The 26,683-nt window shown below is 57.0% G+C and carries 21 protein-coding genes and 1 rRNA gene; 14 read left to right on the top strand and 8 right to left on the bottom strand.

The features are described from left to right. From COA65_09500 to ccrA, 4 genes are all read right to left on the bottom strand, one after another. On the bottom strand, positions 1-219 hold a 219-nt coding region (locus COA65_09500; GenBank protein ID PCJ57538.1), incomplete at its 3' end, for a hypothetical protein. Next, the gene (locus COA65_09495; protein PCJ57537.1) at positions 219-554 is read right to left on the bottom strand and encodes a hypothetical protein; all 336 of its coding nucleotides are present in this window, start codon (positions 552-554) and stop codon (positions 219-221) included. The genes COA65_09500 and COA65_09495, both read right to left, overlap by 1 nt. A 133-nt stretch (positions 555-687) precedes the next feature. Beyond that, entirely contained in the window at positions 688-2,382 is a 1,695-nt protein-coding gene (locus COA65_09490; GenBank protein ID PCJ57536.1) for an acyl-CoA dehydrogenase, read from the bottom strand. A gap of 106 nt (positions 2,383-2,488) precedes the next feature. Further along, positions 2,489-3,772, bottom strand: coding sequence for a crotonyl-CoA carboxylase/reductase (ccrA, locus tag COA65_09485; GenBank protein ID PCJ57535.1), 1,284 nt, complete (start codon positions 3,770-3,772; stop codon positions 2,489-2,491). 221 nt (positions 3,773-3,993) lie between these two features. Between ccrA and COA65_09480 the strand changes: the two genes are divergently transcribed. After that, positions 3,994-6,036 (top strand): protein meaA, encoded by a 2,043-nt coding sequence (locus COA65_09480; protein PCJ57534.1) that lies wholly within the window; start codon positions 3,994-3,996, stop codon positions 6,034-6,036. Positions 6,037-6,060: 24 nt separating this feature from the next. Here COA65_09480 and COA65_09475 read toward each other — a convergent pair whose 3' ends face one another. Then, positions 6,061-6,912, bottom strand: a complete 852-nt coding sequence (locus tag COA65_09475; GenBank protein ID PCJ57533.1) for an SAM-dependent methyltransferase — start codon at positions 6,910-6,912, stop codon at positions 6,061-6,063. A 136-nt stretch (positions 6,913-7,048) separates the two neighbouring features. Between COA65_09475 and COA65_09470 the strand changes: the two genes are divergently transcribed. Beyond that, a complete protein-coding gene (locus COA65_09470) occupies positions 7,049-7,795 on the top strand; it encodes an amidophosphoribosyltransferase (protein ID PCJ57542.1) in 747 nt (248 codons plus the stop codon). Positions 7,796-7,834: 39 nt separating this feature from the next. Beyond that, on the top strand, positions 7,835-8,677 hold the full coding sequence (locus tag COA65_09465) for an amidohydrolase (protein PCJ57532.1): 843 nt from the start codon (positions 7,835-7,837) through the stop codon (positions 8,675-8,677). On the opposite strand, the gene COA65_09460 is transcribed toward COA65_09465, so the two are convergent. Both COA65_09460 and COA65_09455 read right to left on the bottom strand, forming a co-directional pair. Next, positions 8,674-9,216: an SAM-dependent methyltransferase gene (locus COA65_09460; GenBank protein PCJ57541.1), complete on the bottom strand. Its 543-nt coding sequence runs from the start codon at positions 9,214-9,216 to the stop codon at positions 8,674-8,676. The genes COA65_09465 and COA65_09460 overlap by 4 nt on opposite strands. Before the next feature lie 37 nt (positions 9,217-9,253). Further along, positions 9,254-10,066, bottom strand: a complete 813-nt coding sequence (locus tag COA65_09455) for a bifunctional 3-demethylubiquinol 3-O-methyltransferase/2-polyprenyl-6-hydroxyphenol methylase (GenBank protein ID PCJ57531.1) — start codon at positions 10,064-10,066, stop codon at positions 9,254-9,256. Between the two features lie 137 nt (positions 10,067-10,203). On the opposite strand from COA65_09455, the gene COA65_09450 reads away from it, so the two are divergent. The 10 genes from COA65_09450 to clpB all read left to right on the top strand — a co-directional run bounded on the left by COA65_09450 (position 10,204) and on the right by clpB (position 24,083). Further along, positions 10,204-11,424, top strand: a complete 1,221-nt coding sequence (locus tag COA65_09450) for an aspartate kinase (protein ID PCJ57540.1) — start codon at positions 10,204-10,206, stop codon at positions 11,422-11,424. A gap of 3 nt (positions 11,425-11,427) precedes the next feature. After that, entirely contained in the window at positions 11,428-12,444 is a 1,017-nt protein-coding gene (locus COA65_09445; protein ID PCJ57530.1) for a 2-nitropropane dioxygenase, read from the top strand. 11 nt (positions 12,445-12,455) lie between these two features. Further along, on the top strand, positions 12,456-14,726 hold the full coding sequence (ptsP, locus tag COA65_09440) for a phosphoenolpyruvate--protein phosphotransferase (protein ID PCJ57529.1): 2,271 nt from the start codon (positions 12,456-12,458) through the stop codon (positions 14,724-14,726). A 111-nt stretch (positions 14,727-14,837) separates the two neighbouring features. Continuing rightward, the gene (locus COA65_09435) at positions 14,838-15,836 is read left to right on the top strand and encodes a hypothetical protein (protein ID PCJ57528.1); all 999 of its coding nucleotides are present in this window, start codon (positions 14,838-14,840) and stop codon (positions 15,834-15,836) included. Between the two features lie 130 nt (positions 15,837-15,966). Continuing rightward, positions 15,967-17,115, top strand: a complete 1,149-nt coding sequence (locus tag COA65_09430; protein ID PCJ57527.1) for a 4-hydroxy-3-methylbut-2-en-1-yl diphosphate synthase — start codon at positions 15,967-15,969, stop codon at positions 17,113-17,115. 18 nt (positions 17,116-17,133) lie between these two features. Beyond that, a complete protein-coding gene (locus COA65_09425; protein ID PCJ57526.1) occupies positions 17,134-18,378 on the top strand; it encodes a histidine--tRNA ligase in 1,245 nt (414 codons plus the stop codon). Positions 18,379-18,499: 121 nt separating this feature from the next. Continuing rightward, on the top strand, positions 18,500-19,579 hold the full coding sequence (locus COA65_09420) for a peptide chain release factor 1 (protein ID PCJ57525.1): 1,080 nt from the start codon (positions 18,500-18,502) through the stop codon (positions 19,577-19,579). Continuing rightward, the gene (prmC, locus tag COA65_09415; GenBank protein ID PCJ57524.1) at positions 19,576-20,457 is read left to right on the top strand and encodes a protein-(glutamine-N5) methyltransferase, release factor-specific; all 882 of its coding nucleotides are present in this window, start codon (positions 19,576-19,578) and stop codon (positions 20,455-20,457) included. Before COA65_09420 ends, prmC begins: the two co-directional genes overlap by 4 nt. A 216-nt stretch (positions 20,458-20,673) precedes the next feature. Further along, on the top strand, positions 20,674-21,261 hold the full coding sequence (locus tag COA65_09410) for a hypothetical protein (GenBank protein ID PCJ57539.1): 588 nt from the start codon (positions 20,674-20,676) through the stop codon (positions 21,259-21,261). Between the two features lie 230 nt (positions 21,262-21,491). Further along, positions 21,492-24,083: an ATP-dependent chaperone ClpB gene (gene clpB, locus COA65_09405; GenBank protein ID PCJ57523.1), complete on the top strand. Its 2,592-nt coding sequence runs from the start codon at positions 21,492-21,494 to the stop codon at positions 24,081-24,083. A gap of 62 nt (positions 24,084-24,145) precedes the next feature. On the opposite strand, the gene COA65_09400 is transcribed toward clpB, so the two are convergent. Continuing rightward, a complete protein-coding gene (locus tag COA65_09400; GenBank protein ID PCJ57522.1) occupies positions 24,146-25,528 on the bottom strand; it encodes a peptidase M23 in 1,383 nt (460 codons plus the stop codon). 808 nt (positions 25,529-26,336) lie between these two features. Between COA65_09400 and COA65_09395 the strand changes: the two genes are divergently transcribed. Beyond that, positions 26,337-26,683, top strand: a 16S ribosomal RNA gene (locus COA65_09395); the annotation flags it as partial.

Here is a 26,683-nt window from a genome sequence, read left to right as displayed (position 1 = left end):
AAGGCCGTTTACACCGGAGGCCGCATAGGCGGGCTGTTTCGTCGCCGTGGCCTGGGCGGCGTGGTTGGCGTTACCGGAGATGTCGTTCCACTGGGAAACCTTGCCGGAATTCAGTGTGAACGGTGAGCGGTTCCCCGCCAGCCAAAGTTTAAGGCCGGGGATGCTTGCCGGAGAAAAGGTCGCCGCCCCGACCGGGAGCGTCCCCGGGGCTCCAAGCATTACTCCAACTCCGAGATGTAGAGCGTCACGTCCGCGCTGGCACGGATGGCTGCAATATGGGTGTCGCGGCCGGCCTTTCCCTGGCCCATGGAGAGGTAGAGATAGGTGCCGCCGGGCAGGTAGTGATCCGTCGCTGCCGCTGTTACGGTCGAATTGCCGTTGCGGATAAAACACGGGCCCGTCGCATAAACGGCGATCGTGCAGGTGGCTGCATCGAAGGCGGTTGCATTTCTGGCACTGCTTGCTGTGACGCTGATGCTATGGGCGTTTCCAGCCTTAAGGCGCAGGGCCTGGATTGGAATGTTGTCGGCGTCGCGGGGAAGAAGCGTTGTCATGAGAGGCTCCTGAACTGGCAAGAAGAGGAAATTTAGACAAAAAAAACGCCCGCCGGCTTTGCCGTGGGCGCATGTCCTCCAGGGACAAATAGGACTTTATTCCCCTTTTTGGATTTTGTCAATGGCTGGGTTGTCAGTTCCGCTTTGCCAGCAGGCCCCGGGTAATTACCTGGGCCTGAATTTCCCCGGCCCCTTCGAAGATATTGAGAATGCGCGCATCGCAAAGGACGCGGCTGATCGGGTATTCCTGGGCATAGCCATTGCCGCCGTGGATCTGAAGCGCGTTGTCGGCCGCTGCCCACGCAACCCGGGCCGCCAGCAGTTTTGCCATGCCGGCCTCGACATCACAGCGCCGGTCCGCGTCCTTCTCGCGGGCGGCAAAATAGCAGAGTTGCCGCGCCAGCATGATCTCTGCCGCCATGGATGCAATCTTTCCTGCGACCCGTGGAAATTCGTAGATGGGTCGGCCAAACTGGATGCGGTCCAGGCCATAGCGCAGGCCAAGCTCCATCGCGTTCTGGGCCACGCCGATGGCGCGCGCCGCCGTTTGAACGCGCGCGCTCTCGAAGGTGGCCATCAATTGCTTGAAGCCTTCGCCTTCCTTCTCGCCGAGCAAATTTTCCGCCGCCACCTCGAAATTATCGAAGGCGATCTCGTATTCTTTCATTCCCCGATAGCCAAGCACCTTGATCTCGCCACCGGACATGCCTTTGGCAGGGAAGGGATTGGCTTCCGTGCCGCGCGGCTTTTCCGCGAGGAACATGCTCAAACCCTTGTAGCCTTTTTCCTCTGGATTGGTGCGGACAAGCAGCGTCATGATATCTGCGCGAGCCGCGTGGGTAATCCAGGTTTTGTTCCCGATGATGCGGTAAGACGTGGCTCCGTCTTCCTGTACGGCGCGCGTTCGCAAACTCGCTAAATCCGATCCAATATTCGGTTCCGTAAAGACGGCGGTGGGCAGAATTTCACCGCTCGCAATGCCGGGGAGAAAGCGTTCTTTTTGGGATTGCGTGCCGTGGTTGCGGATAAGTTCGCCGGCAATTTCGGATCGGGTGCCGAGCGAGCCAACGCCAATATAGCCACGGCTAAGCTCTTCTGTAACGACGCACATCGTGAGCTTGCTTAATCCAAGCCCGCCGAATTCCTCAGGAATCGTCAGCCCAAAGACGCCAAGCTCGCTCATCTGTTGAAGGATTTCGATTGGAATAAGTTCGTCTTTGAGATGCCATTCATGGGCATGGGGGATGATTTGTTCGTCGGAAAAGCGTTGAAACTGTTCGCGAATCATTTCCAGCGTTTCATCGGCAAGACCAAGCTCGCAGAAATTTCCGGTTTCCAGGCTGTCCTTTAAAAGCTCCGCCAGCCGCAGGCGGGCCGCATTTCCCCGGTTGCCAAAGGCAAGGGTCGTCACCGCTGCTTCAGAAGCAAAAGCCATTTGGGCGCTTTGGGAAATGCCAAGATCACTTGGACGCACAATCTCGACCTGGCTCATCGGGATGCCGCCAATCATTTGTGCAAGATATTCCGCAAACGCAATTTCAAGGATAAGCGCTTCACCCTCGCTGAATTTCCCCTCTTCTTCCAGGCGTTTGGCCCAGCCAAGCAGTTGGCGAAGGGCTTCCACATAGGTTGCAAACCAGGCAAATCCGTGCGCGGCGAATTGGTGGCGATCGAGAAGGGCGCCATTGGTCCGGCCGTCTTTGACAACCAGGGCGGTGACGGCGGCCTTCGCGCTTTCGACAAGCCGGTCTGCGGCCCCAAGGGCTGCCGTCGCGCATTCCAGAAGATTTGGAAGGGGGACGGTTTTATCGGCGGCTAGGTTACCCATGATCCTGTCCAGTCTATTTTTTCGTAGAACAAGGCTCGCTGCGATGGTTCGCGTTGTGAGCGGATGGAACGGTGGTCGGGCGAAGTTGAAACGCGCCTAGGCCTCTCTAGGCCTCTATGGCGTCTTCGAAGGTGCGCAGTCCGGGACGCTTCGCCTGAACCAGAACCGCCATATTGCCTGGTTTGTGGTGGTTTTTCCACATTTTGGTATGGGCGCGCGCGATATCCTTCCAGGCAAAAACCTCGGACATGCAGGGGTCAATTCGCCGTTCGATAACCAGCCGGTTTGCCTGGCTTGCCTGTTTCAGATGGGCAAAATGGCTGCCCTGGATCCGCTTTTGGCGCATCCACACGAAACGCGCGTCGAATGTAAGGTTGAACCCGGTTGTGCCGGCGCAGAAAACGACCATGCCGCCCCGTTTTACGAGAAGGCAGGAAACGGGGAAGGTCTGTTCGCCCGGATGTTCGAAAACGGAATCGACGTCCACGCCCTTTCCGGTAATGTCCCAGACGGCGCGCCCGAATTTGCGGCATTTTTTCATATAGGCGCCATAGGCTTCTGTGTCATCAACGTCTGGAAGCTGGCCCCAGCAATCGAAATTCTTGCGATTGATGACACCTTTCGCGCCCAGGGATTTTACAAAATCAATCTTGTTATCATCGGAAACGACGCCGATGGCATTGGCCCCCGTTGTTGCGATAAGCTGGACAGCCATTGAGCCAAGGCCCCCGGAAGCGCCCCATACCAGGACGTTGTGGCCGGGGCGCAGAATATGCGGCCGATGCCCAAACAGCATGCGATAGGCCGTCGCCAGTGTCAGCGTGTAGCAGCTGCTTTCTTCCCAGGTTAAATGCTGTGGGCGCGGCATCAATTGTTGTGCCTGGACCCGTGCAAATTGCGCGAAAGAACCATCCGGCGTTTCGTAACCCCATATCCGCTGGGACGCGGAAAGCATTGGATCACCGCCGTTGCATTCCTCATCGTCGCCGTCATTCTGGTTGCAATGGACAACGACTTCGTCGCCCACCTTCCAGGTTGTCACCTTGTTGCCAACGGCCCAGACGATGCCGGACGCATCCGATCCGGCAACGTGAAAATCAGCCTTGTGGATGTCGAAGGGCGACACCGGTGTGCCAAGCGCCGCCCAGATGCCATTGAAATTGACGCCGGCCGCCATGACCAGAACCAGCACTTCGTGGGAGTCGATTTCAGGCGTCGGAAGAACCTCGACCTGCATAGCCTTTTCCGGTTCACCATGCCGCTCGCGTCGAATGGCCCAGCCATGCATGTTTTTCGGGACGTGGCCGAGAGGCGGAATTTCACCGATGTCGTAAAGGTCTTTCTTCTCCGCGTGGGCATTCAACGCGGTCGCCTCGGCCGATTTGGTCATCGTTTTTTCGTCTCCGTCCTTTGAGTGCCCCTGGGCAAGGTGGATTGTTCTTGAAAGGGGTTATATCTAGCACTGCACAAAAAAATTTTGCAACGCAAAAGATATTAGTTTATTTCATAACTTAGGTGGTTTGCGAAATAATAAACCTCAATTTTTGGCGGATTTTGAAAGACAACAATCATTTTGTGACGCGGTCGCAAAACCCTTAGCATCGGGCAGCCATGACCAAAACTGAAAAACAATCGTCAAAACAGAGGTCTTCAAAGCAGGGGGCCGAGGATACTGCGTCCGCCAACCGGGGCAGGCCGTGGCTTTTTCGGACCTATTCCGGCCACAGCTCGGCGGCGGCTTCGAACGCGCTTTACCGGACGAACCTGGCGCGTGGCCAGACGGGCCTTTCCATCGCCTTCGATCTGCCGACACAGACCGGCTATGATTCGGATCACGAGCTTGCCCGCGGCGAGGTTGGCAAGGTCGGCGTTCCGATCTCTCATTTGGGGGACATGGAGACCCTTTTTGAGGACATCCCTCTGGATCGTATGAACACCTCGATGACGATCAATGCCACGGCACCCTGGCTGCTGGCGCTTTATATCGCTGCTGCCGAGAAACAGGGTCATGACCGCAGCACGTTGAGCGGCACCGTCCAGAACGACCTCGTCAAAGAATATTTATCGCGCGGCACATATATTTTTCCGCCTGGCCCAAGCATAAAACTTACGTCGGACGTGATCAGTTTTACCTATCGGGAAATTCCGAAATGGAACCCGGTCAATGTCTGCTCATACCATTTGCAGGAAGCGGGGGCGACGCCGGTGCAGGAGCTTGCCTTTGCACTTGCGACGGCCTGCGCCGTGCTTGATGCGGTGCGCGATTCAGGTCAGGTGCCGGCAGCGGATTTCCCAAAAGTTGTTGGCCGCATCAGTTTTTTCGTGAACGCCGGCATCCGCTTTATTACCGAAATGTGCAAGATGCGCGCCTTCGTTGATCTTTGGGACGAAATCACGCGCGAGCGCTATGGCGTGGAGGATCCGAAATTTCGGCGTTTTCGTTATGGCGTCCAGGTCAATTCGCTGGGCTTGACCGAACAGCAGCCCGAAAACAACGTCTATCGCATTCTTCTGGAAATGCTTGCCGTTGTCCTTTCGAAGGACGCGCGCGCGCGCGCCGTGCAACTGCCGGCCTGGAACGAGGCGCTGGGCCTGCCGCGCCCCTGGGATCAGCAATGGAGCCTGCGCCTGCAACAGATCATGGCTTACGAGACAGACCTTCTGGAATATGAGGATATTTTCAACGGCTCGCCTGTCATCGACAGGAAGGTCGAGGAATTGAAAACGGCGGCGCGTGAGGAATTCGGCAAGATCGAAGAGCTTGGCGGGGTTCTGGCCGGCATTGAAGCCGGTTACATGAAGCAGCGCATGGTTGAATCGAACAACCGGCGGATTGCGGCAATCGAGTCTGGGGAACGCGTGGTCGTGGGGGTTAATCGGTATGAAGAGGCCTCGCCATCGCCTCTCATGGCAGGCGGGGATGGTGGCTATCTGACGCCGGATTCAAAGGCCGAGGAAGCGCAGATTGCGCGCTTGCGCGCATGGCGGGACGCCCGCGACGATGGGGCCGTTGCGGCGGCGTTAGGGGAACTTCGCAGCGCTGCGGAGGAGGGGCAGAATATCATGATCCCTTCGATTGCGTGCGCCCATGCCGGTGTAACGACGGGCGAATGGGGTGGTCTGCTTCGCGAGGTTTTCGGCGAATATCGTGCGCCAACGGGCGTTCAGGGGGCCGTCAGCGTCATTCGCAAACCGGCTGACTTTCAGGTGGTTCGGGAGCGGGTGGAGGCGGTTTCAAAGAAGCTCGGCCAGCGGATCAAATTCCTTGTTGGCAAGCCGGGCCTCGACGGCCATTCAAGCGGGGCGGAGCAATTAGCGCTTCGGGCGCGGGATGCCGGCATGGAGGTCATTTACGAGGGCATCCGCCTGACGCCTGCCCAGATTGTCGTCGCGGCGGTTGAAGAGGGCGTGCATGTCATTGGGCTTTCCATTCTTTCCGGTTCGCATCTGGCGCTGGTGGAAAGCGTTCTTGAACAGATGCGAGAGGCAGGCATTGCGGACGTGCCGCTCATCGTTGGCGGGATCATTCCGCCAGAAGACGCGAAACAGATGAAAGACATGGGGGTCGCGCGCGTCTATACGCCAAAAGATTATGACTTCTCGGCGATCCTGGGAGAGATTGCCGAACTGGTTGGCGAAAGCCCCGTGGTTTAAGTCACGTGGTTTAAGTCACGTGGTTTAAGTCACGTCCTTGGGCGTGTTCGCGATCCATCCAGTCAAATAGACAATTTGAAACGTTGCCGGCAGGCGGCCCTCTTCATTGCGAAAGCGGTCTTCGTAAAGCTTCGTCATGCGCGCAAGCGTCCCACGCGGGGTAAAGTTTCGCCTTCGTGCGTGAAGGGCGTTCGTTTCGCCCATGCCGCGCAGATCTGTTAGCAGGCGGCGGCTGTTTGGATAGGTCACGGTCAACGTGTCGCTGTCGGAGACAGGTTCGATGAAGCCTGCGCGTTGCAGAAGCTGGCCCGCGTCGCGGACTTCCGTGAAGGGAGAGATTCGTGGGCTGATGCCGCCACCGCCTTCCGATTCTGAAACGAGAAAGGCCTGGTACAGTTCTTTCAGGGTTTCGCCGCCAAACATCGCGCCCAGGAAAAGGCCGCCCGGTTTCAGACAGCGACGAATTTGGATAAGCGCCCCCGGCAGGTCGTTTGTCCAATGGAGGTTGAGGCAGCTCAGCACAAGGTCGAAACGCCGCTCGCCAAAGGGCAGGCCTTCTTCATCTGCGACAAGGAAGCGGGATTTGTCGTCCTGGGCCGCCGCGCGTGCCACCATTGCCGGCGAAAGATCGCACGCGACCACCTGTTGCACACCGCGCCGTTTTTGGACGTGGCGGGCGAGATGGCCCGCGTGACAGCCAAGGTCAAGAACATCGGGAAAGTCACGAAGCACGTCGTCCAGGCGATCGGCAAGCCGTTCTGCGACCTCGCGAAACAGAAAATCGTAGCTGTCGAAATCTTTGGCGGCCCGTTCCCGGTGTTGTTGAACCAGACCGCGATCAAACAGGCTTCTTGCATCGGACATTTCATTTGGCATGGCAAAATTATGGCACGCGCGCCCGTACAGGCGAAGCGGAAGCCTTGGCGGTCGCGGAGAAGGGGAGGTCGCGGAGAAAGGGAGGTCGCGGAGAAAGATTGACAAATTCCTTCGTTGGCAGTCAGGCTTTCTTCTGATGGACAGTCTCGAACAGCGTGTCGGCTTGCGTCGTTTCGGCGATCGGGTGCTTGACTTTCTTTTGCCGCCACAATGCCTGGCCTGTGGGGTGACGATTGGTCAGCAAGGCACCCTTTGCGCGTCCTGTTGGGAGGAAATAAATTTTCTGGCGAAGCCTTTTTGCGATATTTGCGGCTATCCCTTTGAATTCGACCCTGGCGAAGCGGCGATTTGCGCAGCCTGCCTTGATCGCCGCCCGGTCTATGGCAGGGGCCGGGCCGTGATGCGTTATGCGTCGCCGGCGCGGGATCTGGTGCTTGGGTTCAAACACGGGGATCGGGTGCATGGTGCGCCGGCCTTTGGTCGCTGGCTTGCGCGCGCGGGTCGGGAGCTTCTTTTGGACGCGGATTTGCTGGTGCCGGTGCCGCTTCACTGGACACGTCTTTTCCAGCGGCGTTTCAATCAATCGGTTTTAATGGCTCGTTCGCTGTCGCGCCTTAGCGGCGTTCCCATTGCCGCCGATTTGCTTGTGCGGTTGCGCCGCACGCCTTCGCAAGGCAGGCTCAATCCCGCCGCGCGGCGGCGCAATGTGCAAGGCGCCTTCGCCTTGCGTCCCGGTCGCGAAGCGGTGCTTGCCGGACGGCAGGTGCTTCTGATCGATGACGTTCTGACCACCGGGGCGACGATGGAGGCTTGCGCGGAAGCCCTGCTTGATGCGGGCGCGGTCGGGGTCGATGTGCTGACGCTTGCCCGTGTGATCAGGTAGATTTGGCATGCGGTCGGCTGTGCCTTTGGAGATTGCTTGATGACAAAGCCTTTCGTTGTTGCCTGTATCCAGACGAACGCGGGTTCGAGCCTTGCGCCCAATCTTGCCGCCGCCTCGATCCTTGTTTTAAAGGCGCGGGAAAAGGGCGCGGATTTCATCCTGCTTCCGGAAAATGTCGCCATGATGGACGCTGGGCGAAAAGGGCTGATTGCCCATGCGAAGCCAGAAGAAACTCATCCGGCCCTCGCGCATTTTTGCAGTCTGGCGAAAGAGACGAATGCCTGGTTGCTGGTAGGCTCGCTTGCCGTTCAATTGGACGAAGGCGATGTGGCGAACCGTTCGTTTCTTCTCGATGGTACGGGCCAAATCGTCGCGCGTTATGACAAGATCCACATGTTCGACGCCGATCTTGAAAATGGCGAATCCTACAAAGAATCAGATAGTTACCGTTCCGGAGATCGGGCCGTGCTGGCCAAAACCCCCTGGGGTGATGTCGGGCTGACCATTTGCTATGACCTGCGCTTTCCACATCTTTACCGGGCCCTTGCCAAGGCTGGCGCAAGTTATTTTGCCGTCCCCTCCGCCTTTACGCGCGTCACCGGCAAGGCCCATTGGCACGCATTGCTTCGTTCCCGGGCAATCGAAAACGGGGCCTATATTTTTGCGCCCGCCCAATGCGGAAGCCATGGGCGGCGACAGACCTTCGGCCATGCGTTGATTGTCGATCCCTGGGGAGAGGTGCTTGGTGATGGCGGCGACCATTCGGGCATCGTTCTGGCCGGGATCGATCCTTCGAAGGTGGCGGCGGCACGACAAAAAATTCCGTCCCTTCAACATGACCGGTCGTTCGTTCTCAGTTCAAAGGCGAAGCCTTCCGGCTAATGCCAGTGGCTGGGATTCTTGATGGCGGCGACGCGTTGCAGAACTGCCGGATTTGGTGCGCCGCGTTCGACCTGTTCGTAAGCGAGGATGTAAAGCGGATCGGCAAAGACGTGCAAAAGCTCCCCATCCCGCAAGAGATAGTCCGGGTTTTTTGGGCGGCCAAATCGCTCATTTCCCTGGGCGAAGGTTTCATAGATCAACACGCCATTGTCTTCCAGGGCGTCGGCGAGGTTTTGGAACAGCGGCCGATGAAGGTAATTCGTAACCACAATTCCAGCAAAACGCCGCCCGGAAAAGGGCCATGCCTGCCCCACCTCAAGGTCAGCTTCGACGGCTTCGACCCTGGCGTGCTGGCGGAGTTCCCCCAGCCGGTCGAGGTTCCGGTCGAGAGCGATGACCGGATGCCCCGCTTCCAGAAGAAGTTTTGTATGGCGACCGCTGCCACAGGCAAGGTCAAGAACGTCGCCGCCTTTGTGAATGTGACGCGCAAATCGGATCACCCAATCGGAAGGGGCGCGTGCATCGTCTAGATGCGTCATGAATGCACGGCTTTCCTTTGACATGTTGTCAGTTTTGTCACGTGGACGGATTTTTGCGAGTGGCAAAAGCCATGTAGTTGACGTCCACGCGGCGGCTTAAGCGCCAGGCATCCTGCAGAGGATCGTAAAGCACGCCACTTAGGTCCTCGAAGGTAAAACCATGGGGCCGTAAATAGCCCGCAACTTCGGACGGCTTCAGAAATTTTTGCCAATTGTGGGTGCCCTTCGGCAACCAGTTCAGGACATATTCGGCACCAATGACGGCAAGAAGATAGGATTTGATCGTTCGGTTCAAGGTTGCGACCACCATCGCGCCATCGGCCTTTACCAACGCCGCGCAACTTCCAAGAAAGTTGGCCGGGTTGGTAACATGTTCGATGACTTCCATGTTGAGCACGGCGTCAAAACGGTCTCCTTCCGCCGCCAGGGCCTCGGCGGTCGTCACGCGGTAATCAATGGTCAGTCCGACGGCTTCTGCATGGTGGCGGGCGATTTCAATGTTGCGTTTGCCGAAATCAATGCCGGCGATGTCTGCGCCGAGCCGGGCGAGCGGTTCGCTCAAAAGCCCGCCGCCGCAACCGATGTCGAGAATGCGAAGGCCTGCAAGCGGATTTGGCTGCAAGGGATCGCGCTCGAAATGGCGGGCCAGATGATCGCGGATAAAGCCCAGGCGAACGGGATTGATTTGGTGAAGCGGTCTGAATTTTCCCTGTGGATCCCACCAGGCATCCGCGATGGCTTCGAAGTTTGCAACCTCACGGGCATCGACGCTGTCCGATTTAGGAGCCGTCTCATGGGATGTGATGGCAGCGTTCACCCGATCATTCCTTTGTTTCTCCGCCCTTTCCATTCTGGCCCTTTCCAGGGCCGGTGGTGGGGGCAGGCTTGTACCGACGAGGGCTTAAGGCTATGAATAGCCCCCGATTTCGGTAACTTACTGGATCAGGAAGGGTCCCGAAAGGCTGGAAACTGATCGGGATGGGCCAAATGGCACGCGTCGTTCAAAAATTTGGTGGAACTTCTCTTGCGGACATCACGTTGATCCGCAACGCGGCTCGGCGCGTGGTCGCTGAAGTCAAGGCGGGAAATGAGGTTGCGGTGGTTGTTTCGGCCATGGCCGGGACGACGGACCAACTGGTTGCCTGGGCGGATGAAACCGCCGGGCGAAGTGATTCGGCGGAACATGACGGCATCGTTTCCAGCGGGGAACAAATCAGTGCCGGCCTTTTTGCCCTTGCCGTCGAGAGCCTCGGCATTCCGGCACGGTCGTGGACGGGTTGGCAGGTGCCGGTGATGACCGACGGCAACCACGGGCGCGCGCGGATTCAAAAGATTGACGCGACGGCCATCGCGCGCGATCTGGAAGCGGGAACGGTGGCGGTTCTTGCCGGCTTTCAGGGCATCGGACCGGATCGCCGCGTCACGACTTTTGGCCGTGGCGGATCGGACACGTCGGCTGTGGCGCTGGCATCGGCTTTGAATGCGGATCGCTGCGATATTTTTACCGACGTTGAAGGCGTTTTTACGGCGGACCCCCGTATCGTTGCCACGGCACGGAAGCTGGATAGAATTACCTACGAGGAAATGCTGGAACTGGCATCCCAGGGCGCCAAGGTTCTACAAACGCGTTCCGTTGCGCTGGCAATGCAGCACCGGGTTCGCCTTCAGGTGTTGTCCAGTTTTTTGGATGTGCCAGGAACGCTGGTCGTCGGCGAGGAGGAAATCATGGAACAGGAAATGGTAAGCGGTGTCGCTTATAGCCGGGATGAAGCGAAGATTACTCTGGTGAAGGTGCCGGATCGACCGGGTGTTGCGGCAGGAATTTTTGGCCCATTGGCGGATGCTGACATCAATGTTGATATGATCGTCCAGAACGTTTCCGAAGACGGTCGCACGACGGATTTGACCTTCACGGTGACGCGGGGCGACTTCAGTCGCGCCCAAGAGGTTCTGGAGGCGAAGAGAAAAGATCTTAATTATCAGTCTCTTATACCAGATTCTGACGTTTCGAAAATTTCGGTAATCGGTGTTGGCATGCGAAGCCATGCGGGCGTTGCCCAGCGAATGTTTCAAACCCTTTCCGAAAAAGGGATCAATATCCAGGTTATCTCCACATCGGAAATCAAGGTCAGCGTCCTGATTGCCGAAAAATATACAGAGCTGGCGTTGCGCGCGTTGCATACCGCTTACGGCTTGGACGCGTCCTAGACGATGGGCGCGGTTTCTTATCTCGATCGTCTCTGGGCGCGGGGTCGTGCGTTTTTGGATGCCGATACGGCATTCCTTGGTGGCGCCATGACATGGCTTTCCGAGCGCAACCTTGTGGCGGCACTGTCGAACGGGGGTGGGTTTGGTGTGCTTGCTTCGGGCGCAATGATGCCTGACCAATTGTCGGAAGAAATCCGTGCAACCAATGCGCTGACGGATCGCCGTTTCGGCGTCAATCTGATCACGATGCATCCCCAGCTTATGGAACTAATTGACGTCTGTCTTGATCACAAAGTTTCCCACATCGTGCTTGCCGGGGGCATCCCTCCGATCGCTGCGATTGACCGGATTCGAAGCGGAAAAACAAAGGTTCTTTGTTTTGCTCCGAACCTGACCCTTGGCCGCAAATTGGTGCAGCGTGGGGCGGATGCGCTTGTCATCGAGGGCATGGAGGCCGGCGGACATACCGGTCCGGTGGCAACCAGCGTGTTGGCGCAGGAAATTCTTCCGAACATACGGGAGGTCCCGGTTTTTGTTGCGGGCGGGATTGCCCGGGGGGAGACCGCGCTCGCGTACCTTGAAATGGGCGCCTCCGGCTGTCAGTTGGGAACGCGCTTCGTTTGCGCCGAGGAATCGGTCGCGCATCCGCATTTTAAGAAGGCTTTTATCAAAGCGAAGGCCCGGGATGCGGTCCTTTCCGTGCAGCTTGACCCGATGTTTCCGGTCATTCCGGTGCGGTCCCTGGCGAACAAGGCGTCAAATCGCTTTCTTGAGGTGCAGCGCGAGGTGATCGAGAAATTTCATAGCAACGCGTTGACGAAGAAGGATGCGCAGCTGGAAATCGAGCATTTCTGGGCAGGTGCGCTGCGCCGGGCGGTTGTCGATGGGGACGTTGAAAATGGGTCGATGATGGCAGGGCAGAGTGTTGGTATGGTAACCTGTGAACAGCCCGCGCAGGAAATCATCCAGGAACTGCTAGACCAAGCGCATCTTGCCTTGGAGGCACGAACCCGAGTCTGAGCTGCAATTTCATGACAACAAAGGCCGATGAACTCGCACCCCGCCGTTTGCTACGACGTCTGCGGGACGTTATGGCCTCCTCGGGCAGTCCCCAGCAAAGGCTGGATGACGTCGTCAAGCTTATCGCTGCGGACATGGTCGCCGAGGTTTGTTCGACCTACCTTCTTCGCGCGGGCGAAGTTCTGGAACTTTTTGCAAGCAAGGGGCTGAAACCGGCTGCCATTCGCCACACGCATCTGCGTCTGGGCGAGGGGCTTGTGGGTCATATCGCGGCAACGGCAACGCCGTTGAATCTGGCCGATGCCCAGGCCCATTCGAACTTTGCCTACCGCCCGGAAACGGGAGAGGAAATCTATCACTCGCTTCTCGGTGTTCCGATTCTCCATGGCGGTCGCATGGTTGGCGTTCTTGTTGTGCAGAACAGGTCGCGGCGATTGTATTCCGAGGTTGACCTTGAACTTCTGCAAACAGTCGCCATGGTTTTGGCGGAGATTGTTGCCGGCGGCAAGCTGGTTCCAAGGGAGGAACTGTTTTCTGTCGAGGGCAACGCGGTTCTGCCCCTTGGACTCAAGGGAACGATCTTAAATCCGGGGCTGGCGATGGGCAGGGCGGTTTTGCATCAGCCCAGAATAGAGCTTCGGGAATTGGTCTCCGAAGACCCGAAAAAAGAGCGGGCGCGTTTCGAGAAGGCCCTTGGCAAATTTCACACGGCCCTGGACACCTTGTTGGCTGCCACAGATATGGCAACGGGAAGCGAGCACCGGGAGATTCTTGAAACCTATCGCATGTTTGCCCAGGACCGGGGGTGGCTGGGCCGGATCAACGAGGCGATTGGAAGCGGTCTTACGGCAGAGGCGGCCGTTCAAAAGGTGCAGGAAGAAACCCATGTCCGGATGGAGTCGGTCACAGATCCGGTGATTCGGGAAAAGCTTCACGATCTGGATGATCTTGCCCATCGTCTTATTCAACATTTGACGGGCCACGAAAGCACCGCCGCCGCTGATTTGCCGGATGACGTGGTGCTGGTTGCCCGTAACATGGGTCCGGCCGAGCTTCTCGATTACGATCCGGGGAAGCTACGTGCCCTTGTCCTTGAGGAAGGCTCGCCGACGAGTCACGTGGCCATTGTGGCGCGGACTCTGGATATTCCGGTTCTGGCGCGGGTAAAGGGGGTGCTTGAGAAAATTGATCCGCTGGAGCCTGTCATCGTCGATTGTGACAATGCCCAGATTTTTATCCGGCCTAGCGATGACGTTCAGCAGGCCTTCGCCGAAAGCATGGCAATGCTTGCCGAGCGCCAGGCGCGCTACGCGAGTGTCCGGAATCTGAAGACGGTGACGGCGGATGGTGTCCCTATTTCATTAAACCTGAACGCCGGTCTTCTCGTTGACTTGAAAGCCTTGGAAGAGCGCGGTGCGGATGGCATTGGCCTCTATCGGACGGAAATTCTTTTCATGGTTTGCTCCAAATTTCCAGGTGTCGATGAGCAGGAAGAGTTTTACCGGCGCATCCTCGACCAGGCGGGAGAGAAGCCGGTGACGTTTCGTACGCTCGACATTGGCGGCGACAAACGGCTCCCATATTTTTCTGATACGCGCCGGGAAGAAAATCCAGCGATGGGTTGGCGGGCGCTTCGGATTGCGCTGGATCGTCCGCAATTGCTTCGTCAGCAGGCGCGCGCCCTTCTACGTGCAGCAGCCGGCAGGCGATTGCGCGTCATGTTTCCGATGGTGGCCGAAGTTGCTGAATACATTGCGGCTCGCAAGCTTTTGGAGATGGAAGTGTCGCGCGCGAAGCAGCGCGGAGAAAAATTGCCGGACACGATCGAAATTGGCGCCATGTTGGAAGTGCCGGCTCTTTTTTGGCAATTGCCTACCCTTCTCCGCCATGTTGACTTCCTTTCCGTAGGCAGCAACGACCTTTTTCAGTTCTTCTTCGCGAATGATCGCGGCAATCCGCGTCTTTCCGGTCGTTACGACGTTCTCTCGCCCCCGGCCTTAAATTTCCTGGGCGCGTTGGTTCGTCAATGTGATTCGAAGAACGTGCCGGTGGCGCTATGCGGGGAGATGGCCGGGCAACCCCTTGATGCGATGGCGCTTCTCGGGCTTGGATTTCGTAATCTTTCAATGTCGGCGTCGGCGATTGCTCCGGTCAAGGAAATGGCTTTAAGCCTGCACCTTTCCGAATTTTCCGACTATCTGGAAACCCTTGGTGGGCGGTCCGATCACAGCGTTCGGGACAAGCTTCGCGCCTATGCCATGGATCATGGGGTCATCATTTAAGAGGATAATCCAGGCGGTCATTCGCTTCGCCTTGACCGTTGTCTGCGAACCTCCCTATGCTGCGGGACCGTCTTTCGGCTGAGGGGTGGTGAAGATCAATCGGCTGAGATAATGCTTCAGAAACAGAGCGGTCACATGCAAAAGCCGGACTCCAGGACTGACGGCGGGGCGAGCGAGACCGCCCAGCGCAGCGAGCGCCTGTTTGGCAATCAGCCAGGCGGCGGGGATGGTATTGCCAAAATTCTCCGGGAAGCGCGCGAAAAAAAGGGTGAGAAAATCGCCCGGGTTGCCAATCGCCTGCGCATTCGCGCCACTTACCTCCAGGCCATCGAAGATGGGCGCTACCGGGAACTTCCAGGGGATGCCTACGCGATTGGGTTTGTGCGTGCTTACGCAACCTATCTAGGGATGGACGGCGCTGAGATTGTGCGCCGCTTTAAGATGGAGGCGTCCGTTTCCGGCAAGACCACCTCGCTGATTTTTCCCATTCCTGCTCACGAAGGGCGTGTGCCGAAAGGGGCTATTCTTTTGCTTTCGGTGCTGCTTGCGCTTGTCGTCTACGGTGCCTGGTACGCTCTTTCCTCTCATGCGCCCGTGCTGGAGCCTTCATTGGTTGAAGCCGTTCCCCCTGTCACGTCGTCGCCGGAGACATTGGACGCCGCTGCCGAAGGTGCTGCCGTTGAGGACGCTGCGGTTGAAGATACCGCCGTCGAGGTGCCGCCGCTTCCTGTTATCGCATCTGCACCTTCTCAGCCCGAGGCGGTTTCCGTTGCGCCACTATCCGGGATGGACACGCTGTTGCCGGAAGAAACGCAGGCTTCGGTGGGGGAGACGGCTTCCCGGATGATTGTTCTTCGGGCGGTTCGTGATACCTGGATCGAAATTCGCGATGCGGGGGGGGAATTGATCATGACGGGGGTTCTTTCGGCGAATCAGATTTACAGGCCGCCGTTGCAAGAGGGGCTTACCCTTGCGGTTGGGGACGCCCATGGGGTCGAGATTCGGGTCGATGGCGAGCTTATGCCTCCCTTGGGAGCAAGCGGCGTCATTCTTCGTGAGGTGCTTCTCGATCCGGTCCGCCTTAAGGCTGGGATCGCCGTGCACAATTAGCGGTCGTCTTCCCTGAGGCCTTCATTTCGCCGGTTTTTTAAGCTATATAAGAAAATTGCACCCAAAAAAGACAAAGTCTCTGATGAGGCTTTGTGGGTCTTTCTCTCAGAACTGAAGTAGAGCTGTCGCCATGTCCGTTCGTCCGTATCGGGAAATTCAACGCCGTTCCTGCCGCCAAATTCAGGTTGGGGGGGTGGCGATTGGTGGGGACGCGCCGATTACCGTCCAGTCCATGACGAATACGTTGACCTCGGATGTCGCGGCGACGGTTAACCAGATTCGCTCGCTGGAAGAGGCGGGTGCCGACTTCGTTCGGGTTTCTTGCCCGGACAAAGAATCGACGGCCGCTCTTAAAAAGATCGTGTCGGAAGTAAGGGTGCCGATCATTGCGGACATTCATTTTCACTACAAACGGGCGATCGAGGCGGCGGAAGCCGGCGCGGCCTGCTTGCGGATCAATCCAGGCAACATCGGTGACGCCGGTCGCGTGCGCGATGTTGTTCAGGCTGCGAAGCAAAATGGCTGTGCGATGCGCATCGGCGTGAACGCCGGCAGCCTCGAAAAGGAGCTTCTGGAACGTTACGGCGAGCCCTGTCCGGAAGCCATGGTCGAAAGCGCGCTTAATCACGCAAAGATTCTTGAGGACAACGACTTTTTCGAATTCAAGATCAGCGTTAAGGCCTCTGACGTTTTTCTTGCCGTTGCTGCCTATCAGGGATTGGCCGAGGCTTGTGATTATCCGTTGCACCTTGGCATCACCGAGGCCGGCGGGCTGCGAACCGGCAATATTAAATCTTCGATCGGTATGGGCATGCTGCTGTGGTCCGGGATCGGCGATACAATCCGGGTGTCTCTGTCGGCAGACCCTGTGGAAGAAATCAAAACGGGCTATGAAATCCTAAAAGCGCTTCAGCTGCGCCGGCATGGTGTGACGGTCATCGCCTGTCCATCCTGTGCGCGCCAGCAGTTCCAGGTCATCAAAACGGTCGAACTTTTGGAAGAACGGCTTGCCCATATCACAACCCCGCTTACGGTTTCCGTGATCGGCTGCGTCGTGAATGGGCCGGGTGAGGCGCGAGAAACGGACATTGGATTGACCGGTGGGGGCAATGGCACCCACCTCGTCTATCTAAATGGCGTTTCAGATCACAAGATCGGCTCTGGCGAAGTTGTGGACCACATGGTTGCGCTGATCGAGAAGAAAGTTGCTGAAATCGAGATGGAAAATGCGGCGGAAAGCACCGCAAAGCAAGACGTTCCCATCGCGGCCGTTTCCTGAATCCGGCGGGAGGTTTCTGTGTCATCTTTGCAGCCTGTCCGTGGCACCCATGATGTTTTGCCGGATGAAATCCGCCGCCATCGCCATGTCTGCGAAACCGGCCTCCGGATCGCTGAAAGCTACGGCTATCAGGAAATGGCGACGCCGATTTTCGAATTTTCCGAGGTTTTCTCCCGCACATTGGGGGGCGCATCGGATATCGTCACGAAAGAGATGTACAGCTTTACGGATCGTAGTGGCGGTGAAATCACGCTCCGTCCGGAAGGTACGGCGGGCATTGTTCGCGCCCTTATTTCAGGGGGGTTGAGCCAGCATTTGCCGCTCAAGGTTTTCTACCGGGGCCCCATGTTTCGTTACGAACGACCGCAAAAGGGGCGTCTGCGGCAGTTCCATCAGGTCGGCGTAGAGCTTCTCGGTGTTGCCGAGCCGATCGGCGACATTGAAGTGATCGCAATGGGGGCCCAGTTCCTTGCGGAGCTTGGCATTCTTGAGGCAACGACGCTTGAATTAAATTCCATTGGCGATGCGGCAAGCCGGTCGGCTTATCGCAAGGCGTTGGTGGACTATCTGAACGCCTATCGGGGCGAGCTTTCCAAAGACAGCCTTGCGCGCCTAGAGCGTAACCCGTTGCGGATTCTTGATTCAAAAGACAAGGGTGACCATAAAATTCTTGAAAAGGCACCCCTGCTTCCAGACTATCTGAACACCCAATCGGCTGAAATTTTTGCAGCCGTGCGGGCCGGGCTGGATCGACTTGGCATTGCCTACCGGATCAATCCGCGCCTTGTTCGGGGTCTGGACTATTACTGCCATGCGGCTTTCGAGTTCACCTCGGAGATGCTCGGCGCACAAGGTACGGTTCTTGCTGGCGGCCGCTATGACAGCCTGGTGGCAACGATGGGTGGGCCGGATACGCCCGGAACGGGTTGGGCGGCCGGCGTTGATCGGATTGCGCTGATGCTTGGTGATGTGGCACCGGCAACGCGCCCAATCGCCATCATTCCGGTTGGCAGCGAGATGGAAGCAGAAGCGATGAAGCTTGCCCATGACCTGCGCCGCGAAGGCTTTGTTGTTGAGCTTGGTTACCGTGGCAATCTATCGAAGCGTTTAAAGCGGGCGAACAAACTTTCCGCTGTGGCTGCCATCCTGTTTGGTGAGGACGAGATGGAAAAGGGGTCGGTAACCCTTCGAAACCTTGATACAGGTGAGCAGGAGAGCGTGGCGTTGGAAGCTTTGAAAGACCGGCTCGCCGTTTTTCGCTAGCGCCAATGCGCTTGCCATCCGCAGGGGCGGGATCGGTTTTGTCCTTCGGATCGGCGTGTTGTCTTTTCCTGTTTTCTTATGTGCAGCGGATTTTTTCCGCCCTTCCCAGGAGAATCGAAGCGTGGGTTTTAAAGAAAATCTCGACCGGGTTGTTAAGCGTCGTGAAGATTTAGGCGACCGTCTTGCGAGTGGCAAAATCCGCCCTGATTCTAAAGAATATGTAGATATATCAAAGGAATATGCCGATCTTGCGACGGTCACTGAGGCCATTCACGCCCTTCGCGAGGCCGAGCAGGAGCATGGGGATCTGACCGAAATTCTTGAAGACAAGGCGGGGGACGTGGAAATTCTGGCCTTGGCGGAGGCGGAGGCGCAAACGCTTCGGCAAAAGATTCCGGAGCTGGAAAAGCACCTTCAGATGCTGCTGCTGCCAAAGGATGTGGTGGATAGTAAAAATGCCATTTTGGAGGTGCGCGCCGGCACCGGCGGCGATGAAGCCGCCCTTTTTGCTGCTGATCTTTTCCGAATGTATCAGCGCTATGTTGAGCGCCATGGCTGGAAGACCGAGCTTCTCGGCGTTACCGAAACCGGGATCGGCGGGTACAAGGATGCGGCCATCTTAATCTCGGGGCGTGACGTTTTTGCACGGTTGAAATTCGAATCCGGTGTGCACCGTGTGCAGCGTGTTCCCGAGACGGAATCTGGCGGGCGGATTCATACCTCGGCGGCAACGGTGGCGGTGCTGCCAGAGGCGGAAGAGGTCGATGTCGAGATAAACGAGCAGGATTTGCGGGTCGACGTTTTTCGCGCCAGCGGCCCTGGCGGCCAATCCGTAAATACGACGGATAGTGCCGTGCGCATCACGCATTTGCCGACCGGCATCATTGTTCAGCAGCAGGACGAAAAGTCGCAGCATAAGAATCGGGCAAAGGCAATGAAGGTGCTTCTTGCCCGCCTTTATGACCGCAAGCGGCAGGAGCAGGATGCCGAGCGTGCGGCGGCGCGTCGTGGGCAGATCGGTTCGGGGGACCGTTCCGAACGAATTCGCACCTATAATTTTCCTCAGGGAAGGGTAACGGATCACCGCATTGGTCTGACGCTACACAAACTTGACAAGGTGCTGTCCGGGGAAGCTCTGGACGAGGTTATCGACGCGTTGATCGCGGAAGATCATGCACAGCGTTTGTCGGAAATGGCATGAGGGCGCTTCGCATTGCTTCCGGTACCCCGGCGGTGGTGGCCATTCGCACTGGCGCTGCCAACCTCGCGCAGGCCGGGATCGGTGAAACGGCGCTTCTCGAAGCGCGGCTTCTTGTCGCGCACGTTCTTGGCATTTCGAAGGAGACGCTTTTGGGGCATCCGGAGCGCGAGCTCGATGCGTCGATGATGGCGCGCTTGGACGTCCTTCTTCAGCGGCGGTCCTGCCGTGAGCCAATGTCCCATCTGCTTGAGAGGCGCGAGTTTTGGAGCCTTTCCCTGCGCGTTACCGCGGCGACTCTTGATCCGCGCCCTGATAGCGAAACCCTGATTTCGGTGGCTCTCGATCATTTCCGGGACCGTGAAGCGGCCCTTCACGTGCTTGACCTTGGAACGGGAAGTGGCTGCCTTTTGCTTGCCTTTCTTTCCGAATTTCAAAATGCGACGGGACTTGGCGTGGATATCAGTGAAGATGCGCTCGACGTGGCGAAAACGAATGCGACGGCGCTTGGGTTGGACGCACGTGCCCGCTTTCGAAAAAGCGATTGGGGTCACGCGATTGATGAGAAATTCGATCTCATCCTTTCCAATCCGCCCTACATTCCCAATGCTGAAATCGACCGGTTGCAGCCCGAGATTGCGCTTTACGAAAATCGGCTTGCGCTTATGGGCGGTGCCGATGGCCTGGCATGTTATCGGCAATTGATCCCGGATCTTTTCCGCCTTCTTCAGCCTTTTGGAACGGTTATCCTGGAGGTTGGCGATACCCAGGGCGAAGCGGTTTCCAAACACCTCCGCAATCAAGGGTTTGAAGGGGTGGCGACGCAAAAAGACCTGGCGGGTATCCCCCGCTGCGTTGTCGGGAAGATGCCAAAACCGTAATGGGATAAAATCGTCGGCGAAAAAAATCTTGGAAATCACGGGCATCCCGACTAGGCTCATCCTCCGAAAGCTGCGGTTCAATCCGCAGCGACTGGCGGGAATGCCCGCCCTTCAGCATTTGGTGATTGCGTCGCTGTTGCCGGACGATTGTCGGCGACGGTGCTGTATGAAGTTTGGCAAATGCTTGAACAGCGACGAGGGTCGAATAAGAAAACGATGAAACATGAATCGAATATACGGAAACATCGCGGCCGTGGCGGCGGCGGCGGCGGTGGCGGTGGCGGTGGCGGACGGCGGAACGGCGGCGGAAGCCGGCAAAGGTTTGCGGACGGTAACGGGCAAAAGGTGAAGGTCCGGGGCAACGCCTCGCAGATCTTGGAAAAATATCTCTCTCTTGCCAGGGATGCGACCTCTGCTAGTGATCGTGTTGCCGCCGAAAATTATTATCAGCATGCGGAACATTATTATCGTTCCATGCATTCTTCGGACGAACGCCAGGGGGCGCCGAAGGCGGTAAATTCCGATAAAGCGACGGTTTCCGAACCGACGGTTGCCGAAACGGTGGTTGCTGAAACCGAGGCCGCAAAACCAGTGGTTGCTAAAACGGTGGTTGCTAAAACGGTGGTTGCTAAAACCGAGGTTGCGAAACCAGCGACGGCAAAGGCCAGGGTCGCGAAAGTCAAGCCGGCAGCCGCGAAAGCCAAGCCGGAAGCCGCGAAAGCCAAGCCGGAAGCCGCGAAAGCCAAGCCGGCAGCCAAGGTCAAGTCGGCACCGGAAGCAAGCTCCGCCGTCGGTGAAGCCTAGCCCGCTTATTTGATGGGTTGATCCACGGGATTGTTTAAACCAATTAGGCGGGTTCCATATAAGGGTCCGGCTGCTGGAGCTTTTGCAGACCCCATTCTTGAGCGGGCTTGTTTTCGGCCTTCCAACTCGACGCCATGCCCCGATCTTGTAAAATGGATTTCGCGGTCCATATAAGAACGCGGGTGCCGCAACGGGCCCATGGGTTCAACCTGCCTGTTTGAGGAGGTCGAATGGATTTCGAAAAATACACGGAACGTTCGCGTGGGTTCATCCAGGCGGCGCAAGGTTTAGCGCTTCGTGCCGATCACCAGTTCCTAAAGCCTGAGCATCTGTTAAAGGTTCTTCTTGACGATGGAGAAGGCTTGGCAGCCTCACTGATTTCGGCGGCAGGTGGCGACGCGGCGGTGGCGCGCGGTGCAGTCGAAGAAGCGTTGGCGAAATTCGCGAAAGTGGAAGGCAGTGGTGCCGGTCAGGTTCACCTGGCGCCGGAAACGGCCCGACTCTTTGATTCAGCTGAGCAAATTGCTTCGAAAGCAGGTGACAGCTACGTCACGGTGGAACGGCTTCTTCTTGCGATGGCCATGGCGTCGAGCACGCCTGGGATGGAAATTCTTAAATCGGCAGGTCTTACGCCGCAGAATCTAAACCAGGCGATCGAAAATTTGCGTAAAGGCCGCAAGGCGGACTCGGCAACCGCTGAAGAAGGCTATGAGGCGCTCAAGAAATATGCGCGCGATCTTACCCAGGCCGCGCGTGACGGTAAGCTCGACCCGGTCATCGGACGGGACGAAGAAATTCGCCGCACGATCCAGGTGCTTTCGCGCCGGACGAAGAACAATCCTGTCCTTATCGGTGACCCCGGCGTCGGCAAGACGGCGATCATCGAGGGTTTGGCGCTTCGCATCGTCAATGGCGATGTGCCGGAAGGCTTAAAGCGCAAGCGGCTTATGGCGCTTGACCTTGGTGCCTTGGTTGCCGGGGCTAAATTTCGCGGGGAGTTTGAAGAGCGCCTGAAGGCGGTGCTGGCGGAAGTCACGGCGGCAGAAGGCGAATTAATCCTTTTCATCGACGAGTTGCACAACCTCGTTGGGGCCGGGCGGGCGGAAGGTTCGATGGATGCGTCAAACCTTCTGAAACCGGCCCTTGCCCGAGGCGAGCTTCACTGCGTTGGCGCGACGACCCTTGACGAATACCGCAAGCATATCGAAAAGGACGCGGCCCTTGCCCGCCGGTTTCAATCCATTTTTGTTGCCGAGCCTTCTTTGGAGGACACAATTTCGATTCTTCGCGGACTGAAGGAAAAATACGAACTCCACCATGGGGTGCGGATCACAGATCCGGCAATCGTTGCCGCGGCGACGTTATCAAATCGCTACATCACAGACCGTTTTCTTCCTGACAAGGCGATTGACCTGATTGATGAGGCCGGCGCGCGGTTGCGCATGGAGGTGGATTCAAAGCCGGAGGAAATCGACGAACTTGACCGGCGCATTATGCAATTAAAGATTGAGCAGTCGGCCCTGGAAAAGGAAGGGGATGTGGCTTCGCAGGATCGCCTGGAAAAGCTGCAAACGGAATTGAAAGACCTGGAGGCGCGTTCTCAGGAATTAACGCTGGTCTGGCAGATCGAGAAGGATCAGATATCCAGCGCTCAAAAATTGAAAGAACGGCTTGACCGGGCTCGCGGTGAGCTTGAGATCGCGCAACGAAACGGGGACCTTAATCGGGCCGGCGAACTGATGTATGGGATTGTCCCTGAATTGGAGCGCAAACTGCAAAAAGGTGAGGCAGAGGAACCCCACCGCATGTTGAACGAAGAAGTGACCGAAGCGGATATCGCAAGCGTCGTTGCGCGGTGGACGGGGATACCGCTTGATACAATGCTTGAGGGCGAAAAAGAGAAGATGCTGCGAATGGAAGAAAGCCTTCACGCGCGGGTTGTCGGTCAGGACGAAGCCGTTTCCGCCATAAGCGATGCTGTTCGCCGTGCGCGCGCCGGTCTTCAGGATCCGAACCAGCCGCTTGGCTCCTTCCTCTTCCTGGGGCCAACGGGGGTTGGTAAGACCGAGCTTTCAAAGGCGCTGGCGACCTTTTTGTTCGATGATGAGAACGCGATCACCCGGCTCGACATGTCAGAATATATGGAAAAGCACTCCGTTGCGCGCATGATCGGCGCGCCCCCTGGTTATGTCGGCTATGAGGAAGGCGGTGCGTTGACGGAGGCCGTTCGCCGAAGGCCTTATCAGGTTATTCTTTTCGACGAGATCGAAAAGGCGCATCCGGATGTTTTTAATGTCCTTTTGCAGGTGTTGGATGATGGCCGGTTGACAGATGGCCAGGGCCATGTGGTCGATTTTCGCAATACGATCATTCTTCTCACGTCCAATCTTGGCGGGGACGTTCTTGCCAGCCAGCCGGAGGGAGAAGACGCTGACGTTGTCCGTGCTTCGATTATGGAAATCGTTCGGTCGGCTTTCCGCCCGGAATTTTTAAACCGCCTGGATGAAATCATTCTCTTCCACCGCCTGAAGCGCGAACACATGACGGACATCGTTGACATCCAGCTTCGCCGGCTTCGCGCGCGACTGGAAGACCGGAAGATACATCTCGATCTTGATAAGGACGCTCTGGGCTGGATTGCCGATATGGGCTACGACCCGGTTTATGGAGCGCGTCCCCTGAAGCGGGTCATCCAAAAATATCTGGAAAACCCGCTTTCAATGAAAATTCTTGAAGGCGCTCTGAAGGGCGGCGATACCATTCGCATTACGCGGGATGGGGAGGCATTGAAGGTGAAGGTCGCCAAAGCGAAGGTGTCCTGAGCCGGGTTCTCTCAGCCGGGTTGCTTGAACAGGTTTGCCTGAAAATGAAAAGGCCGTGCGGCCTATTTGGTGCTGGCAAGCAGGCTTTGCAGCGGCAAATCGGCTGCCAGCCTGTCGACCTCGCTCCGCGACTTCTCGAAACTGGCAAGGGCTTCCCCCCCCAATTTTAGCCCGCTTGGCAGGCTTAGGCGCATGGGGTTTATTTGCCGACTGCGTTCATGGACTTCGTAATGCAGATGCGGCCCTGTTGAACGGCCAGTCGTGCCGACATAGCCGATGACCTGTCCCTGTTTGACGCGTTTCCCTTTACGGATTCCGTTCGCGAAGCCTTTGAGGTGGGCATAGGCTGTCTTAAAACGGGAATTGTGACGAATGCGAATGTATTTTCCGTAACCACCATACCGATTGGCCCGTTCGACGATGCCGTTCCCGGAGGCAAGAACCGGGGTTCCCCGCCGCGCTGCAAAATCCACCCCACGGTGCATGCGCGTATAACCCAGGATGGGATGGCGGCGCTTGCCAAAATGCGAGCTGATCCGCGCCCCATCAACGGGCGTGCGCATCAACGCTTTGCGGACGCTTTGCCCCTTCGTATTGAAATAGTCCACAACCCCTTTCTGTGGTGAAAAACGATAAATTTTCAGGGGCTTGCCACGAATTACAAGTCGCGCATAAAGCAGATTGCCGTTGTGAACGACCTGCCCTTCTTCATCGAGAAAGCGTTCGTACATCATTTCGAATTTATCACCGGAGCGAATTTCCCGCTGGAAGTCGATGTCGAAGCTGTAGGCGTGAATCAACTCGACAATGACATTTGTTGGGATGTCGGCACGGTCGGCCGCCTCGAAAAGGCTTGTTTTAATTTGGGCGCCGGTGTGAACAAGCTCATTAAGGACACGCTTTTCAACCGTTTTTGGAATGAATTTCCCGGCATTGTTGCGGGTGACCACGATATCCTGGTCGTAGCGGAGTGACACGCGAATGCCATCGAAAGTTTCAGACGTCGCCGTTTTTTTCGCAGATTTTTCATGTGCCGGCGCAGACAAATAGCGAAGAACAATTTCCGTCCCGGGCTTCAGTTTCCGTGGGTCGTAGGATTTGCTGAGGGCTTCAATCGCAAGATGGGCTTCTCCGCGGGGCACGTCGGCATGCAGCAGAAGGTTCATCAAGGTGTCGCCTTTGCGCACGTGTAAGGTGCGTTCCGTGAGGCGGGGTTTTGGTGCCGTCGTCGCTTTGGTGGGCAGGATATTCTTGAAGAAGAACGTCACCGGGTTTAGGGCAGGAAGGGCTGCGTTGGAAGTGGCGCGCCATGTGCCGGCTGCCGGCTCCAGGCCGAGCTCGACCGATTCGGGAAGCCGCGAATTTGCAAAATCCGATGTGGCAAGCCAGAGCATGGCCGCGATGATTGTTCCCTGCGTCAGCGTGCGCTTCATTCGGGTCGCCATACCTCCTTAAATCCCAGTCTTTTCTAGCCGTCTTGCCGTGACGATATGGTTAAGATTTTGCCCTTGGCCAAGGCTTTACCGGGAAAACCCGATTTCTTTACGTAGCTTCTTCATCGGAAATCGCAGTCGGCTTCATCGGAAATCGCAGTCGGCTTCATCGGAAATCGCAGTCGGCTTCATCGGAAATCGCAGTCGGCTTCATCGGAAATCGCCGTCGGCAAGTTGCCTAGCCCCGTCTCTGGGTCGAAGCAATTCGCCTCCCCAAATTTGGACTTCCTAAATATAGGCTATTTTAAAGGGTACCCCGCAACATCTGGTATTGGCAAGGGCGTCCCCGAGAGGGTGGCTTGTCGTTGATTTTGCGCGTGAAATCAACGCCGGAAAACCCTACCTATCTTCCGGGTGCGGGGAGGCCAGGGGGCTTTTAAGTGGGGCACGCATGTCTTGAATGTCGGGCCTTTGCAAGGCCGGTTTTGCAAGGAAAGCCCATCCCCTTAAAAGGGTTGACAGGCCTGGGTTTGTTGGCGTATTAAGACGGCCTTCTGCGGCACTTCGTAGACRACTTTTCCGGCACCACCGGACCTTCTGGCGGTGCGCGGAGTTTTGTCGCCGCATAAGAGCCTTTTTTGAAGGTTTGCTGTTTGACATTGTGGATTGATTGAAGAGATGCGTGGGCGGCGGCGCGTGACGAAGATACGCGTCATCGCAAACGCATAGTTAAGTAACCAGCAATGAGCTGGGTACAATACAACTTGTGATGATGTACCCGAAAGAAACGAAGATCCTTTATGGAGCTTCGTTTGTAAGATCAATTTGAGAGTTTGATCCTGGCTCAGAACGAACGCTGGCGGCATGCCTAACACATGCAAGTCGAACGAAGGCTTCGGCCTTAGTGGCAGACGGGTGAGTATCACGTGGGAATCTGCCCATCAGTACGGAATAACTATTGGAAACGATAGCTAATGCCATATACGCCCTCCGGGGGAAAGATTTATCGCTGATGGATGAGCCCGCGTCGGATTAGCTTGTTGGTGGGGTAATGGCCCACCAAGGCGACGATCCGTAGCTGGTCTGAGAGGACGACCAGCCACACTGGGACTGAGACACGGCCCAGACTCCTACGGGAGGCAGCAGTGGGGAATATTGGACAATGGG

This window comes from Rhodospirillaceae bacterium (genome assembly GCA_002746255.1).
GTDB lineage: Bacteria > Pseudomonadota > Alphaproteobacteria.
Note: the sequence above shows the minus strand (reverse complement) of the source record. Positions and strands in the feature narration are given on the sequence as shown.

Excerpts from the sequence above, each read along its gene's own strand:
- COA65_09430 (PCJ57527.1), top strand. The coding sequence starts at position 15,967 with ATGTCCGTTCGTCCGTATCGGGAAATTCAACGCCGTTCCTGCCGCCAA.
- ccrA (PCJ57535.1), bottom strand. The coding sequence starts at position 3,772 with ATGACCAAATCGGCCGAGGCGACCGCGTTGAATGCCCACGCGGAGAAG.
- COA65_09455 (PCJ57531.1), bottom strand. The coding sequence starts at position 10,066 with ATGGAAAGGGCGGAGAAACAAAGGAATGATCGGGTGAACGCTGCCATC.
- COA65_09470 (PCJ57542.1), top strand. The coding sequence starts at position 7,049 with ATGGACAGTCTCGAACAGCGTGTCGGCTTGCGTCGTTTCGGCGATCGG.
- COA65_09410 (PCJ57539.1), top strand. The coding sequence starts at position 20,674 with ATGAAACATGAATCGAATATACGGAAACATCGCGGCCGTGGCGGCGGC.
- COA65_09480 (PCJ57534.1), top strand. The coding sequence starts at position 3,994 with ATGACCAAAACTGAAAAACAATCGTCAAAACAGAGGTCTTCAAAGCAG.
- COA65_09490 (PCJ57536.1), bottom strand. The coding sequence starts at position 2,382 with ATGGGTAACCTAGCCGCCGATAAAACCGTCCCCCTTCCAAATCTTCTG.
- COA65_09460 (PCJ57541.1), bottom strand. The coding sequence starts at position 9,216 with ATGACGCATCTAGACGATGCACGCGCCCCTTCCGATTGGGTGATCCGA.
- COA65_09450 (PCJ57540.1), top strand. The coding sequence starts at position 10,204 with ATGGCACGCGTCGTTCAAAAATTTGGTGGAACTTCTCTTGCGGACATC.
- clpB (PCJ57523.1), top strand. The coding sequence starts at position 21,492 with ATGGATTTCGAAAAATACACGGAACGTTCGCGTGGGTTCATCCAGGCG.
- COA65_09435 (PCJ57528.1), top strand. The coding sequence starts at position 14,838 with ATGCTTCAGAAACAGAGCGGTCACATGCAAAAGCCGGACTCCAGGACT.
- COA65_09495 (PCJ57537.1), bottom strand. The coding sequence starts at position 554 with ATGACAACGCTTCTTCCCCGCGACGCCGACAACATTCCAATCCAGGCC.
- COA65_09400 (PCJ57522.1), bottom strand. The coding sequence starts at position 25,528 with ATGGCGACCCGAATGAAGCGCACGCTGACGCAGGGAACAATCATCGCG.
- prmC (PCJ57524.1), top strand. The coding sequence starts at position 19,576 with ATGAGGGCGCTTCGCATTGCTTCCGGTACCCCGGCGGTGGTGGCCATT.
- COA65_09445 (PCJ57530.1), top strand. The coding sequence starts at position 11,428 with ATGGGCGCGGTTTCTTATCTCGATCGTCTCTGGGCGCGGGGTCGTGCG.
- ptsP (PCJ57529.1), top strand. The coding sequence starts at position 12,456 with ATGACAACAAAGGCCGATGAACTCGCACCCCGCCGTTTGCTACGACGT.
- COA65_09465 (PCJ57532.1), top strand. The coding sequence starts at position 7,835 with ATGACAAAGCCTTTCGTTGTTGCCTGTATCCAGACGAACGCGGGTTCG.
- COA65_09475 (PCJ57533.1), bottom strand. The coding sequence starts at position 6,912 with ATGCCAAATGAAATGTCCGATGCAAGAAGCCTGTTTGATCGCGGTCTG.